General features: G+C 37.8%; 13 protein-coding genes. 11 read left to right on the top strand and 2 right to left on the bottom strand.

The window, feature by feature from the left end; genetic code table 11:
• Window positions 1-31 precede the first annotated feature (31 nt).
• Window positions 32-1,330 carry a SpoIVB peptidase gene (gene spoIVB, locus ACIQ7L_RS07315; protein ID WP_400567852.1) on the top strand — a complete coding sequence of 433 codons (1,299 nt, stop codon included), beginning with the start codon at window positions 32-34 and terminating at the stop codon, window positions 1,328-1,330.
• 287 nt (window positions 1,331-1,617) lie between these two features.
• Entirely contained in the window at window positions 1,618-2,412 is a 795-nt protein-coding gene (spo0A, locus tag ACIQ7L_RS07310; RefSeq protein WP_097896821.1) for a sporulation transcription factor Spo0A, read from the top strand.
• Between the two features lie 341 nt (window positions 2,413-2,753).
• Here spo0A and ACIQ7L_RS07305 read toward each other — a convergent pair whose 3' ends face one another.
• Window positions 2,754-2,900 (bottom strand): YycC family protein, encoded by a 147-nt coding sequence (locus ACIQ7L_RS07305; protein WP_042979757.1) that lies wholly within the window; start codon window positions 2,898-2,900, stop codon window positions 2,754-2,756.
• 50 nt (window positions 2,901-2,950) lie between these two features.
• Here ACIQ7L_RS07305 and ACIQ7L_RS07300 point away from each other — a divergent pair, with 50 nt between their 5' ends.
• Window positions 2,951-3,679, top strand: coding sequence for a glycerophosphodiester phosphodiesterase (locus tag ACIQ7L_RS07300; RefSeq protein ID WP_400567850.1), 729 nt, complete (start codon window positions 2,951-2,953; stop codon window positions 3,677-3,679).
• Window positions 3,680-3,713: 34 nt separating this feature from the next.
• On the opposite strand, the gene ACIQ7L_RS07295 is transcribed toward ACIQ7L_RS07300, so the two are convergent.
• The gene (locus ACIQ7L_RS07295; RefSeq protein ID WP_097896819.1) at window positions 3,714-3,947 is read right to left on the bottom strand and encodes a DUF2627 domain-containing protein; all 234 of its coding nucleotides are present in this window, start codon (window positions 3,945-3,947) and stop codon (window positions 3,714-3,716) included.
• Between the two features lie 138 nt (window positions 3,948-4,085).
• On the opposite strand from ACIQ7L_RS07295, the gene ACIQ7L_RS07290 reads away from it, so the two are divergent.
• From ACIQ7L_RS07290 to ACIQ7L_RS07255, 8 genes are all read left to right on the top strand, one after another.
• Window positions 4,086-6,158 carry a sigma 54-interacting transcriptional regulator gene (locus ACIQ7L_RS07290; protein WP_400567848.1) on the top strand — a complete coding sequence of 691 codons (2,073 nt, stop codon included), beginning with the start codon at window positions 4,086-4,088 and terminating at the stop codon, window positions 6,156-6,158.
• Window positions 6,159-6,354: 196 nt separating this feature from the next.
• Window positions 6,355-7,254: a phosphate butyryltransferase gene (gene yqiS, locus ACIQ7L_RS07285; protein WP_400567847.1), complete on the top strand. Its 900-nt coding sequence runs from the start codon at window positions 6,355-6,357 to the stop codon at window positions 7,252-7,254.
• Window positions 7,255-7,289: 35 nt separating this feature from the next.
• A complete protein-coding gene (locus ACIQ7L_RS07280; RefSeq protein WP_400567845.1) occupies window positions 7,290-8,390 on the top strand; it encodes a leucine dehydrogenase in 1,101 nt (366 codons plus the stop codon).
• Between the two features lie 88 nt (window positions 8,391-8,478).
• Window positions 8,479-9,582 carry a butyrate kinase gene (gene buk, locus ACIQ7L_RS07275; protein ID WP_400567843.1) on the top strand — a complete coding sequence of 368 codons (1,104 nt, stop codon included), beginning with the start codon at window positions 8,479-8,481 and terminating at the stop codon, window positions 9,580-9,582.
• A 4-nt stretch (window positions 9,583-9,586) separates the two neighbouring features.
• The gene (gene lpdA, locus ACIQ7L_RS07270) at window positions 9,587-11,008 is read left to right on the top strand and encodes a dihydrolipoyl dehydrogenase (protein ID WP_400567841.1); all 1,422 of its coding nucleotides are present in this window, start codon (window positions 9,587-9,589) and stop codon (window positions 11,006-11,008) included.
• A 27-nt stretch (window positions 11,009-11,035) separates the two neighbouring features.
• Window positions 11,036-12,037: a 3-methyl-2-oxobutanoate dehydrogenase subunit alpha gene (gene bfmBAA, locus ACIQ7L_RS07265; protein WP_400567839.1), complete on the top strand. Its 1,002-nt coding sequence runs from the start codon at window positions 11,036-11,038 to the stop codon at window positions 12,035-12,037.
• 13 nt (window positions 12,038-12,050) lie between these two features.
• A complete protein-coding gene (bfmBAB, locus tag ACIQ7L_RS07260) occupies window positions 12,051-13,034 on the top strand; it encodes a 3-methyl-2-oxobutanoate dehydrogenase subunit beta (RefSeq protein ID WP_097896812.1) in 984 nt (327 codons plus the stop codon).
• A gap of 15 nt (window positions 13,035-13,049) precedes the next feature.
• Window positions 13,050-14,372, top strand: a complete 1,323-nt coding sequence (locus tag ACIQ7L_RS07255; protein WP_400567838.1) for a dihydrolipoamide acetyltransferase family protein — start codon at window positions 13,050-13,052, stop codon at window positions 14,370-14,372.
• Window positions 14,373-14,627 lie beyond the last annotated feature (255 nt).

Raw genomic sequence — 14,627 nt, 5'->3', positions numbered from 1 at the left:
AGAGGCTGAATGTGGGGTAGGAGCGAGGAGAGTGAACGAATTGAAATTAGAACGATTCCGAAAAATAATAGGGATTTGTCTCCTTGTTTCGTTAATTTTTATCGGATGTTTTAAACCGCTGCGTACGTTTATTTCATCCCCAAAGCAACTCGTTATTTTTGAAGGGCAACAATCAGAAATAGCATCATTACCAGTTTTTCAGGCTTCATCTACAAATCATAATGTTTTTACAGTAAGTTCAGATAAAGAAGCGCAAGGGCTTATGGTAAATTCGCATCAAAACGGTGAAGCGGATATGGTTTTTCAACTTGCTGGTTTTCCGGTAAAAAAAGTAAATGTCAAAGTATTAAAAGATTTTAAAGTGATCCCAGGTGGACAATCCATCGGAGTGAAGTTGAATACGAAAGGTGTACTTGTTGTAGGGCATCATTTAATTCAAACCGAAAGAGGGAAAATATCTCCAGGAGAAGTAGCTGGTGTACAAGTTGGAGATATGATTACTGAAATTAATGGAAAAACAATTGAAAGAATGAGTGATGTAGCACCGTTTATTCATGATAGTGGAGAAACAGGTGAACCACTTAATCTTGTTTTATTAAGAGATGGTAAGTATATTCGAGCAAAACTAACACCTCAAAAAGATAGTGGCGAGTCGTCTTATCGAATTGGTTTATATATTCGTGATTCGGCAGCTGGTATTGGAACGATGACTTTTGTTCATCCAGATTCTATGAAATATGGAGCCCTTGGCCATGTTATTTCTGATAATGATACAAAAAAACCAATTCAAGTGGAAGACGGACAAATTATGCGTTCAACGGTTACTTCTATTGAACGCGGTAGTCATGGAAATCCAGGAGAAAAATTAGCAAGATTTTCACCAGATCGCGAAGTAATTGGTAATATTACAACGAATAGTCCATTCGGTATTTTTGGTAAATTAAATACAGATATGAAAAATGGAATCATGGATAAAGAAATGCCGATTGCGTTATCTCATCAAGTAAAAGAAGGGCCGGCAAAAATATTAACAGTAATCGATCAAGATAAAGTAGAAGCATTTGATATTGAAATTGTAAGTACAGTACCACAAAAGTTCCCAGCTACAAAAGGAATGGTTATAAAAGTTACAGACAAGCGCTTGTTAGCGAAAACAGGCGGTATTGTGCAAGGGATGAGTGGTAGCCCGATTGTTCAAGATGGAAAAGTAATTGGTGCAGTCACACATGTGTTTGTGAATGATCCAACTTCAGGATATGGTGTTCATATTGAATGGATGTTACACGAGGCAGGAATTAACATTTATGAGCAAGAGAAAAAAGCAAGCTGATGCATGTCAGCTTGCTTTTTTTATTGAGAAATTCGTTGGAATTTTGTAAAAGTTCCGCAAGAGCTGTTTTTTGTTGTAAAATAAAAGAAAAGAGTGAACGTTTCGTTGTAATTCTATGATGGAATGTAGTACGAAAGAAAATAAATGAACGATAAACATATTTTTTTGTGATTTTATCGGAAATTAAGAAACTTTAAAAGGGAAATTTCACACAATTGTCGAACAATTCATGTAGCCTAGAAGCTTACACATGTCGGGAGAATCGATTCGGTAAGGGAGGAAAAGCTGTGGAGAAAATTAAAGTATGTCTTGTGGATGATAATAAAGAGTTGGTATCAATGTTAGAAAGTTATGTTGCTGCTCAGGATGATATGGAGGTAATTGGTACTGCTTATAATGGCCAAGAGTGTTTAAACTTATTAAAAGAAAAACAACCTGATGTACTCGTTTTAGATATTATTATGCCACATTTAGATGGGTTAGCAGTATTAGAGAAAATGCGACATATCGAACGATTGAAACAACCAAATGTCATTATGTTAACAGCATTTGGACAAGAAGATGTGACAAAAAAAGCAGTTGATTTAGGTGCTTCTTATTTCATATTAAAACCATTTGATATGGAGAATTTAACGAGCCACATTCGTCAAGTAAGCGGTAAAACGAATGCTACAATTAAACGTCCACTACCATCTTTCCGATCAGCAACAACAGTAGATGGAAAACCGAAGAATCTAGATGCAAGTATTACAAGCATTATTCACGAAATTGGTGTACCTGCTCATATTAAAGGATACATGTATTTACGAGAGGCGATTTCTATGGTATACAATGATATCGAACTACTTGGGTCTATTACGAAAGTATTATACCCAGATATCGCAAAAAAATATAATACAACAGCAAGCCGTGTAGAACGTGCAATTCGCCATGCGATTGAAGTAGCGTGGAGCCGTGGGAATATTGATTCTATCTCGTCCTTATTTGGTTATACGGTATCCATGTCAAAAGCAAAACCTACGAATTCAGAATTCATCGCAATGGTTGCGGATAAGTTAAGGCTTGAACATAAGGCTTCGTAAATGTTGATATAGCAGGGTGTTAAGCGTATTTCATAACAAAATGCAATAGCCAATGAATTATGTACGCAGGCAATAAAGTACATAATTCATTGGCAGCTAATTTTAAAACCTTTTATTTATTAGATTGAAGAGCTTAGTCTGATAGATAGGAGGTTTTTATTGCGTTGTGCTGGAAATAAGAGGGGAAAGAGAGGTATCTTTTTAGAAAATAGAAAAAGGAGTATAGAGAGAATATCTTACTGGCTTTAACATTGCCAATTTAAGTGAAATTGCTCAGTGATAAAATGAATTAAAAAGGAATAAATTGAGGATAATAAAAAGCCCTGCAAAACAGGACTATATTATTCTTCATCTTTATTTTGTTTTTCTAATTCAACTAATTTTTGAATTAAAATATGTTGTGGCATATGCATAAGCTGTTCAAGCGGAACACCTAGAGCCTTTGATAGACGAATTGCAGTATCTGGAGAAATTTGTAATGGTCTCATAGAAGTACCTCCTTTTTCGTATAGTATAGCATAAGAATGGGGGAGTGAGGATGACTCTTATATTTGCACACCGCGGTGCGGCGGGGACGTATCCGGAAAATACAATGATTTCATTCGAAGCTGCGGAATCTTTTCAAGCAGACGGGATTGAATTAGATGTTCAATTAACGAAGGATGGAAAAATTGTTGTGATTCATGATGAAACGGTTAACCGGACAACAAATGGAAAAGGTGAGGTCCGGAATTATTTGTATGAAGATTTGCGGAAGTTAGATGCGAGTTATAAGTTTGGTGAAAAAGTAGGATTTTGCCATATTCCTTTATTAAAAGAAGTGTTGGAGTGGTTACAGTCCAATCAATTATTGCTCAATATTGAATTAAAAAATAATAAAATTCCATATCGAGGTTTAGAAGAAGAAGTGATTACTCTTGTGCGGAAGTTTAATTTGGAAGAACGAGTGATTTTCTCTTCGTTTAATCATTATAGTATGAAAAAGTGCCATATGATGGCGCCAGATATTCAGACAGCCATTTTATATCGAGAAGGGTTACATAGCCCGTGGGCATATGCGCAAAAAATGGGGGCTACTGGGGTTCATCCGAACTATCGCTATCTTCAAGATGCAATTGCAGAACTAACAATGGAGTGCGGAGTGGATGTCCGGCCGTATACAATTAATGATGAAACAGTTATACGTAAGTATTTTGATATGAATATATCAGCTATTATTACTGATTACCCGGAAACAGCTAGAGCGTTATTACAAGTAAAAAAATGAGACCTTTCATAAGAGAGGCCTCATTTTTTGTTTTTTATCTTTTGAATCGGGCTTGTACTTTATTTCGTTTCCGATCACGATGTAAAACGAAGCCCCCAAAGATATAAAAACCGATTGCAAAGCAGAATGCACCAATCAAAAATTGTAGCCATAATACAGGGATTGGAGAGAAAAGAATGCCGAATACAGTATCTCTCATTAATTTGATACCTAGCACGGCTAATGAAATAGGAATAAGTGCTAGTAGAAGGGCAAGGTAACGCTGCATAGATAACGCTCCTTTTCAGATAATTTTGTATATATTAAATGATGTGATATGGAAAGGTGATTTGTCAAGAAGTTGCTGAACGAGTAAGATAAAGGTGTGAAAAAATTTGCAGAGATACTTCGAGAGGAAGTGCAATGTATGAAACAAAAGGTATTAATTATTGGGGCGGGCGAAGGTGGAAGTACGCTTCTTAGTTTGTTGCAAAGTTCAAATATATTTAAAATTATAGGGATAATTGATATAAACCCAAAGGCAAAGGGATTGCAGCTTGCAAAAGAACAAAATATTGCAACTGGAGATGATATAACGCCGTTTCTTGAAGCGAATCTTGATGTGATGTTTGATATGACGGGTGATTATCATTTACATAAAGTCCTCTTAGCGAAAAAACATGAAAATACACTTCTTATACCAGGAGATATTGCGAAAATTGTTACGAAATTGGCGTATGAGAAAGAAGATTTAATTGAAAAGCTGAAAGAACAAACGCAGCAAGGAGATTTAATCTTAAATTCTACACATGACGGTATGATTGTTGTTGATAAAGATGGAACTATAAAGTTGTTTAATAAAAGTGCAGCGCGAATGACGGGCTATAAAACGGGGGAAGCAATAGGGAAATATATTTTAGAAGTTATTCCAACGAGTAAGTTACTTCGGATTGTGCGAACGAAGCAATTGGAAATAAATCAGGAACTTACATTGGATAATGGAAAGAAGATTATTACAACGCGCATTCCTATCTTAAAAGAAGATGGAGAGGTTCAAGGGGCGTTTGCAATCTTTAAAGATATTACAGAAGTTGTAGATTTAGCAGAAGAAGTTACGGATCTAAAAGAAATTCAAACTTTACTGGAAGCGATTATTCAGTCGTCTGAAGAAGCGATTTCTGTTGTAGATGAGAAGGGAAGAGGTCTTGTTATAAATCCTGCTTACACGAAATTAACTGGTCTTTCAGAGGATGACATTATTGGGAAACCTGCGACGACTGATATTGTAGAGGGCGAAAGTATGCATATGAAAGTGCTTCGGACGCGTAGAGCAGTGCGAGGAATTCATATGAAAATTGGTCAGAAAAAACGTGATGTTATTGTAAATGTTGCACCGGTTATTGTGGATGGCATATTGAAGGGAAGTGTTGGTGTTATTCGTGATGTGTCAGAAATTCGGAAGTTAACGCATGAATTAAATCGGGCGCGACAAATTATTCGGACGCTAGAAGCGAAATATTCTTTTGATGATATTGTAGGAACATCTGATGAAACGATGGCGGCAATAGAACAAGCGAAGCTCGGAGCGAATACACCAGCGACAGTATTGCTTCGCGGAGAGTCAGGGACTGGTAAAGAGTTATTTGCACACGCTATTCATAATGGGAGCAATCGAAAATATAATAAGTTTGTTCGTGTAAACTGTGCTGCTATCTCTGAAAATTTATTAGAAAGTGAACTGTTCGGTTATGAAGAAGGTGCGTTTTCTGGTGCAAGAAGAGGCGGTAAACGCGGATTCTTTGAGGAAGCGAACAATGGGAGCATTTTTTTAGATGAAATTGGTGAGTTATCTGCCAGTACGCAAGCGAAGTTACTACGTGTACTACAAGAGAAAGAAATTGTAAAAGTAGGCGGAACGAAAGCGATTCCTATTAACGTCCGAGTTATTGCGGCGACACATGTAAATTTAGAAAAAGCAATTTTGAAAGGGGAATTTCGAGAGGACTTATATTATCGCTTAAATAAAATTCCGATTCAAATTCCATCTCTTCGTCAACGGAAAGAGGATATTGCTGTTATATCAGAACGATTGATTCAAAAAATTAACCAAGATTACGGTCGTAATGTAGAAGGATTAACGAAATCTGCGATTGAGTACTTGCAATCGTATGATTGGCCGGGAAATGTTAGGGAACTTGAGAATATTTTGGGACGGGCTATTATTTTTATGAATTATAACGAAGCGTATATTGATGTACATCATTTACCTCCTTTACATAAAGAAGATCAGATGGATTTAAAAGTAAGCAGTTTACTACCAGAATTAGAAGAAAAATCTCTGGATCATTTGATCACGGAATTTGAAGGGAATATCATTCATGAATATTTAGAGAAATTTGAAGGAAATAAAACAAAAACAGCAAAAGCCTTAGGAATTTCGGTTCGAAATTTATATTACAAGTTAGAGAAGTTTGAATGCGCAAAAAATAGCATGCAATAAATTGCGTACCGTGCAATTTATTGCATGGTATACAAAAGGTGACAATTTAAGACGGAATATTCTATGAATTTATAAAGTGTTGATTTTATCGCGTTTTGTATGCGTTTTCATAATTGGTATGACCACTTTAAAAAGTTGGCACGGTATTTGCTTATTAGAATAGACGAGGGACGACGGAAAGGGTTGATTACAAAATATGAAGTTAAAACAACTAATTGATCGAGTAGCAGGACAGCCGAATAAAACTGTGGCTGTAGCAGTAGCTGAAGATCATGAAGTAATTGAAGCAGTAGCGAAAGCAATTCAATTACAGTTAGCTCAATTTCGTCTATATGGAAATCAAGAAAAAATTATGGGTATGCTACAAGAACATGGCTTACAAGCTTCAGAACATATCCAAGTGATTGCGGCAACATCAAGTAGCGAAGCTGCGGAACTTTCTGTTAAAGCTGTAAGAAATGGTGAAGCAGATGTACTTATGAAAGGGAACATCCCAACAGCAAGTATTTTAAAAGCAGTGTTAAATAAAGAGTGGGGGCTTCGTAAGGGCGGTGTACTTTCGCATGTTGCAGCGTTTGAAGTTCCAAATTATGATCGCTTTATTTTTGTCACAGATGCAGCGATGAATATTGCACCTGATGTAGGACAAAAAGCTGCTATTATACAAAATACTGTGGAAGTTGCCCGGGCAATAGGTATTGAATTGCCAAAAGTAGCTCCGATTGCAGCGGTAGAAGTTATTAATCCAGCAATGCAAGCAACAATTGATGCAGCGATGCTAACACAAATGAATCGCCGCGGACAAATTAAAGATTGTATTGTTGATGGACCGCTTGCTTTAGATAATGCTGTATCACAAATTGCAGCAGAGCATAAAGGCATAGTAAGTGATGTAGCAGGTAAGGCAGATATTTTACTCGTCCCAACGATTGAAGCTGGAAATGTGCTATATAAATCACTCGTATATTTTGCAAATGCAAATGTAGGAGCGATGATTGCAGGCGCGAAGGCACCGATTGTGTTAACATCTCGTGCTGATTCAGCGGAAACAAAAGTATATTCATTAGCTTTGGCAGTTGCGACTGCTTCTAAATAAACCAAAAAGGGTAAAACAAATAGGGGGAAATGACAATGGCATTAGAAATCTTCGAATACTTAGAAAAATATGATTATGAGCAAGTGGTATTTTGTCAAGATAAAGAATCTGGCTTAAAAGCAATTATTGCAATTCATGACACAACGCTTGGACCAGCCCTTGGCGGAACAAGAATGTGGACATATGATTCTGAAGAAGCGGCGATTGAGGATGCTCTGCGTCTTGCAAAAGGGATGACATATAAAAATGCAGCAGCTGGTTTAAACCTAGGTGGTGCAAAAACAGTTATTATCGGCGATCCACGTAAAGATAAAAGCGAGGCAATGTTCCGAGCACTAGGACGCTACATTCAAGGGTTAAACGGTCGCTATATTACTGCAGAAGATGTTGGTACAACAGTTGATGATATGGATATTATCCATGAAGAAACTGACTTTGTAACAGGTATTTCACCTTCATTCGGTTCTTCTGGTAACCCATCTCCAGTAACTGCATATGGTGTTTACCGTGGTATGAAAGCAGCTGCAAAAGAAGCATTTGGTACAGATAGCTTAGAAGGTAAAGTAATTGCTGTTCAAGGTGTTGGTAACGTAGCGTATCACTTATGTAAACATTTACACGCTGAAGGCGCACAATTAATTGTTACAGACATTAATAAAGAAGCGGTACAACGTGCAGTAGAAGAATTCGGTGCAGCAGCAGTTGAGCCAAATGAAATTTATGGTGTAGAGTGTGATATTTATGCACCATGTGCATTAGGTGCAACAATCAATGACGAAACAATTCCACAATTTAAAGCAAAAGTAATCGCAGGTTCTGCAAATAACCAATTAAAAGAAGATTGTCACGGTGATACAATCCATGAAATGGGTATTGTATACGCACCAGACTATGTAATTAATGCAGGCGGCGTAATTAACGTAGCGGATGAATTATATGGATACAATAGAGAACGTGCACTAAAACGTGTAGAGTCTATTTATGACACAATTGCAAAAGTAATTGAAATTTCAAAACGTGATGGTGTACCGACTTATGTGGCAGCAGATCGTCTAGCTGAAGAACGTATTGCAAGCTTAAAAAATACTCGCAGCACGTACTTACGCAACGGTCATGACATTATTAGCCGTCGCTAATCCTTTCATATACAACTTCTACAAAAGCTGTGGTTACCTCTTATGAGGTTTCCACTGCCTTTTGAATTTATAGGTGGAGGTAGCAACATTGTCCTTAAATCGAATTCTTGTTATTAATCCGGGTAGTACATCCACAAAAATAGGTGTTTTTGATAACGAGAGGCCTGTTTTAGAAGAAACTATTCGTCATGATGAAGAAAAAATTGGGAAATACAAACGAATTATTGATCAATATGAATTTCGAAAAGAAACAATTTTGGAAGTTCTACATTCTCATGGCATCAATATTTCAAAATTAAATGCTGTTTGCGGACGCGGAGGATTACTTCGTCCGATTGAAGGCGGCACGTATACAGTGAACGAAGCAATGTTAGAAGATTTGAAAAATGGATATAGTGGACATCACGCTTCAAACCTTGGAGGTATTTTGGCGTATGAAATTGCTTCTGGATTAAACATTCCAGCATTCATTGTCGATCCAGTTGTTGTGGATGAAATGGAGCCAATCGCTCGCATTAGCGGAATTTCGGGTATGGAGCGAAAAAGTATCTTTCATGCGTTAAACCAAAAAGCGGTGGCGCGTAAAGTTGCAGTAGAACTAGGCCACAAATATGAAGATTTAAATCTATTAATTGCCCATATGGGCGGCGGAATTACAGTTGGTGCTCATAAAAATGGAAAAGTCATTGATGTAAATAATGGTTTAAATGGAGAAGGTCCATTTAGTCCAGAACGTGCTGGAACAGTACCAGTTGGTCAATTAATAGAAATGTGTTTCTCTGGTGATTATTACCGCGATGAAATGATGAAAAAGATTGTTGGACAAGGTGGATTAGTGAGTCTCATTGGTACAAACGACGCAATTAAGGTCGAAAACATGGTTGAGAAAGGTGATCCTGAGGCGACTCTTATTTATAAAGCAATGGCATATCAAGTTGCTAAAGAAATCGGTGGAGCTAGTACTGTTCTTCATGGGAAAATAGATGCTATTATTTTAACGGGAGGACTTGCGTATAGCAAGATTCTTGTTGATGAAATAAAAGAGCGTGTGCATTGGATTGCAGATGTCATTGTGCATCCTGGAGAAGATGAATTACAAGCATTAGCAGAAGGAGCACTTCGTGTATTACGAGAAGAAGAAGCTCCAAAAGAGTATGTTGTACGAGAAAAAGAAACGGTAGCTAGGGGTTGAGAGAATGGCAAAAGAATATGATTTAGTCATCGTTGGCGGCGGTACAGGTGGATATGTTGCTGCTATTCGTGCATCACAATTAGGGTTAAAAACAGCACTTGTTGAAAAAGATAATCTTGGCGGCACTTGTTTACACAAAGGTTGTATTCCTAGTAAAGCTCTTTTGCGTAGTGCAGAAGTATATGCAACTGCAAAAAAGGGAGAAGAGTTTGGCGTTGTAGCAAGTAATGTGGAATTAAATTTCGCAAAAGTGCAAGAGCGTAAAGAAAAAATTGTAACTCAGCTTCATAAAGGCGTTCAACATTTAATGAAGCAAGGTAAAATTGATGTGTTTGAAGGTATCGGCCGAATTCTTGGACCATCTATCTTCTCTCCAATGCCAGGTACAATTTCAGTTGAGCTTGCAAGTGGAGAAGAGAATGAAATGCTTATTCCAAAAAATGTTCTGATTGCGACAGGTTCTCGTCCTAATTCATTACCGGGATTAGAATTAGATGGAGAATATGTTATGTCTTCGGATCATGCTTTAAAAATGGAAGTGCTTCCTAATTCTATTATTATTGTCGGCGGCGGTGTAATAGGAATTGAATGGGCATCGATGCTTGCTGACTTCGGTGTAGAAGTTACTGTATTAGAATACGCAAAACATGTTTTACCACTTGAAGATCAAGATGTTTCAAAAGAGATGCAACGTCTCTTGAAGAAAAAAGGTATTAAAGTGGTGACAGGTGCGAAAGTATTACCAGAAACATTGGTAAAAGATAATGGGGTAACGATTCAAGCAGAGCATAATGGTGAAAATAAAGAGTTTAAAGCAGAAAAAATGCTTGTATCTGTCGGAAGACAAGCAAATACGCAAAATATCGGTTTAGAGAATACAGATATTATTGTGGAAAAAGGATACATTCAAACAAATGAGTTTTATCAAACGAAAGAATCACATATTTACGCAATTGGTGATGTAATTGGCGGCTTACAACTTGCACACGTTGCTTCTCATGAAGGTATTGTTGCAGTGGAGCATATTGCTGGAAAAAAAGTTATGCCAATTGATTACTCTATGGTATCGAAATGTGTATATAGTAGTCCAGAAGTAGCTTCTGTTGGTTTAACAGAACAAGAAGCAAAAGAAAAAGGCTATAAGTTAAAAGTAGGTAAGTTCTCATTCCGTGCCATCGGAAAAGCACTTGTATATGGAGAATCAGATGGTTTTGTGAAACTTGTAGTTGATGAAGAAACAAATGATATTCTTGGTGTCCATATGATTGGCCCACATGTAACAGATATGATTTCTGAAGCAGGTCTTGCAAGAGTGCTTGATGCAACACCTTGGGAAGTGGCACATACAATTCATCCACATCCATCATTATCAGAAGCGATTGGTGAAGCTGCATTAGCGGTAGATGGGAGAGCGTTACACGCATAAAAATGTGGATTTAGGAGGTTATGAAAAATGGCAGAAGTAAAAGAAAAACGCCATGAAGAACTTGGCTTAAGTGATGAGCAAGTATTAGAAATGTATCGTACGATGTTGCTTGCACGTAAAATTGACGAACGTATGTGGTTATTAAACCGTGCAGGGAAAATTCCATTTGTAATTTCTTGTCAAGGACAAGAAGCTGCCCAAGTTGGAGCAGCATTTGCACTTGATCGTGAGAAAGATTACGTGTTGCCATACTATCGTGACATGGGTGTAGTATTAGCGTCCGGTATGACAGCAGAAGAGCTTATGCTTTCTGGATTTGCAAAAGCGGGAGATCCAAACTCAGGTGGTCGTCAAATGCCTGGTCACTTCGGTCAGAAGAAAAACCGTATTGTGACAGGTTCATCACCAGTTACAACGCAAGTACCACATGCGGTTGGTATTGCGTTAGCTGGAAAGATGGAAAAGAAAGATTTAGTAACGTTTGTAACATTCGGTGAAGGTTCTTCTAACCAAGGTGACTTCCACGAAGGTGCGAACTTTGCTGGCGTACACAAATTGCCTGTTATTTTCATGTGTGAGAATAACAAATATGCAATTTCTATTCCTGTTGAAAAGCAATTAGCATGTAAGAATGTATCAGATCGTGCAATTGGTTACGGTATGCCAGGATACACAGTAGACGGAAATGATCCACTTGCAGTATATAAAGCTGTAAAAGAAGCAGCTGATCGTGGTCGCCGAGGAGAAGGTCCAACTTTAATTGAAACAGTATCATATCGTTTAACAGCACACTCTAGTGATGACGATGATCGTGTATATCGTGATAAAGAAGAAGTAGAAGAAGCAAAGAAAAAAGATTCAATCTTTACATTTGCCGCTTATTTGAAAGAAATTGGCGTGTTAACAGAGGAATCTGAAAAACAAATGTTAGACGAAATTATGCATATCGTAAATGAAGCAACAGAATATGCAGAAAATGCTCCGTATGCAGCACCTGAAGATGCATTGAAGCACGTATACGCAGAATAGGGGGGAACGTTTCATGGCTGTAATGTCTTATATTGACGCGATTACATTAGCAATGCGCGAGGAAATGGAACGCGATGAGAAAGTATTTGTATTAGGAGAAGACGTTGGTAAAAAAGGTGGCGTATTTAAAGCGACGACGGGATTATATGATCAATTTGGTGAAGACCGTGCGCTTGATACACCACTTGCAGAATCTGCAATTGCAGGGGTAGCAATCGGAGCAGCAATGTATGGTATGCGTCCAATTGCTGAAATGCAATTTGCTGATTTTATTATGCCAGCAGTGAACCAAATTGTTTCTGAAGCAGCGAAAATTCGTTACCGTTCTAATAACGACTGGACTTGTCCAATTACTGTGCGTGCACCATTTGGTGGCGGTGTTCACGGTGCTTTATATCATTCACAATCAGTAGAAGCATTATTTGCAAATCAACCTGGTTTGAAAATTGTTATTCCTTCAACACCGTATGATGCAAAAGGATTATTAAAAGCAGCAATTCGTGATGAAGATCCAGTGCTATTCTTTGAACATAAACGTGCATATCGTCTTATTAAAGGTGAAGTGCCGGAAGATGACTACGTATTACCAATTGGAAAAGCAGATGTAAAACGTGAAGGTGATGATATTACCGTTATCACATACGGATTATGTGTTCACTTTGCTCTTCAAGCAGCTGAAAAGTTAGCACAAGATGGCATTTCTGCACACATTCTTGACTTACGTACTGTGTATCCATTAGATAAAGAAGCAATTATTGAAGCAGCTTCAAAAACAGGTAAGGTTCTTCTTGTAACAGAAGATAATAAAGAAGGAAGCATCATGAGTGAAGTAGCAGCTATTATCGCTGAAAATTGCTTATTCGATTTAGATGCACCAATTGCACGTCTTGCAGGCCCAGACGTTCCAGCAATGCCATATGCACCAACAATGGAAAAATTCTTTATGGTAAATCCAGATAAAGTGGAAAAAGCAATGCGTGAACTTGCGGAATTTTAATCGGGGGGACTATACATGGCTGTAGAAAATATTACAATGCCTCAGCTCGGGGAGAGCGTTACAGAGGGTACAATTAGTAAATGGCTCGTAAATGTTGGCGATCATGTAAATAAATATGATCCGCTTGCAGAAGTAATGACTGATAAAGTGAATGCAGAAGTACCATCTTCTTTCACTGGAATTGTAAAGGAATTAGTCGCTGCTGAAGGCGATACACTTGCTGTAGGTGAAATCGTTTGTGTGATTCAAGTAGAAGGCGCAGATGAAGTAGCTGCGACCGCTGTAGAAGAGAAAACAAAAGAGGAACCAAAAGCAGCAGTGGCTTCAACTGAAAAAGCACCAAAAGTGAAGCAACCAACTGATGGAAAACCACGTTTTTCACCAGCTGTATTAAAACTTGCAGGTGAGCATAATATTGATTTGAATTTAGTAGAAGGTACGGGAGCAAATGGCCGTATTACACGTAAAGATATTTTGAAATTAGTGGAATCTGGAAATATTCCACTAGCAGGTGCGAAGAAAGAAGAAGCAGTTGTATCTATGCAGGCACCTCAGGAAGCGTCGAAACCAGCTGTGCCAGCAACGGCAGCACCAAAAACAGAAGCGGTAAAACCAGTTTCTGTACCGACAGTACCTGGTGATATCGAAATTCCGGTAACAGGTGTGCGTAAAGCAATTGCTGCAAATATGTTACGCAGTAAGCATGAAGCACCTCACGCTTGGATGATGATCGAAGTAGATGTGACGAATCTTGTGTCATATCGTAACTCAATCAAAGGTGAATTCAAAAAACGTGAAGGTTTCAACTTAACATTCTTTGCATTCTTCGTAAAAGCAGTTGCACAAGCTTTAAAAGAATACCCACAAATTAACTCAATGTGGGCTGGTGATAAAATCGTTCAGAAGAAAGATATCAATCTTTCTATCGCGGTTGCAACGGAAGATGAATTATTTGTACCAGTTATTAAACAAGCAGATGAAAAAACAATTAAAGGAATCGCTCGTGAAATTACAGAGCTTGCAGGAAAAGTCCGTACAAAATCATTAAAAGCGGACGAAATGCAAGGTGGTACCTTCACAATTAATAACACAGGATCATTTGGTTCTGTTCAATCTATGGGCATTATTAACCATCCACAAGCTGCTATTTTACAAGTAGAGTCTATTGTAAAACGTCCAGTGATTATGGATAACGGTATGTTTGGTGCACGTGATATGGTTAACCTATGTCTATCACTTGACCACCGCGTACTTGATGGCTTGATTTGCGGTAAGTTCTTAGGACGCGTAAAAGAAATTCTTGAAAATGTATCAGCGGATAATACATCTGTATATTAATAAAAAGCTCGCTTTTGCGAGCTTTTTATATTCTTTAAAAGATTCATGTCTTCTATTTTCTATATATACATCAATTAAAAAACCGACATAAAACCCCTCTTTTTAGGTGGGAGAGAGCATCTGGCTATGCATAGAAGCGGTCAGGGCCTTTTTCTGCCACATGCGAAGTAAAAACAGAAAGAGTAAACGAGTGCAGGTTACTTTTTATCCTACATAGCAGAGATTTAGATGTCGAAAAATTAAAATGGATTTATA

The organism is Bacillus sp. NPDC094106, assembly GCF_044764345.1.
Classification (GTDB): Bacteria; Bacillota; Bacilli; order Bacillales; family Bacillaceae_G; genus Bacillus_A.
Note: the sequence above shows the minus strand (reverse complement) of the source record. Positions and strands in the feature narration are given on the sequence as shown.

Coding starts and splice junctions, on each gene's coding strand:
- bfmBAA (WP_400567839.1), top strand. CDS start 11,036: ATGGCAGAAGTAAAAGAAAAACGCCATGAAGAACTTGGCTTAAGTGAT.
- ACIQ7L_RS07255 (WP_400567838.1), top strand. CDS start 13,050: ATGGCTGTAGAAAATATTACAATGCCTCAGCTCGGGGAGAGCGTTACA.
- ACIQ7L_RS07295 (WP_097896819.1), bottom strand. CDS start 3,947: ATGCAGCGTTACCTTGCCCTTCTACTAGCACTTATTCCTATTTCATTA.
- ACIQ7L_RS07300 (WP_400567850.1), top strand. CDS start 2,951: ATGACTCTTATATTTGCACACCGCGGTGCGGCGGGGACGTATCCGGAA.
- bfmBAB (WP_097896812.1), top strand. CDS start 12,051: ATGGCTGTAATGTCTTATATTGACGCGATTACATTAGCAATGCGCGAG.
- ACIQ7L_RS07305 (WP_042979757.1), bottom strand. CDS start 2,900: ATGAGACCATTACAAATTTCTCCAGATACTGCAATTCGTCTATCAAAG.
- ACIQ7L_RS07290 (WP_400567848.1), top strand. CDS start 4,086: ATGAAACAAAAGGTATTAATTATTGGGGCGGGCGAAGGTGGAAGTACG.
- yqiS (WP_400567847.1), top strand. CDS start 6,355: ATGAAGTTAAAACAACTAATTGATCGAGTAGCAGGACAGCCGAATAAA.
- lpdA (WP_400567841.1), top strand. CDS start 9,587: ATGGCAAAAGAATATGATTTAGTCATCGTTGGCGGCGGTACAGGTGGA.
- ACIQ7L_RS07280 (WP_400567845.1), top strand. CDS start 7,290: ATGGCATTAGAAATCTTCGAATACTTAGAAAAATATGATTATGAGCAA.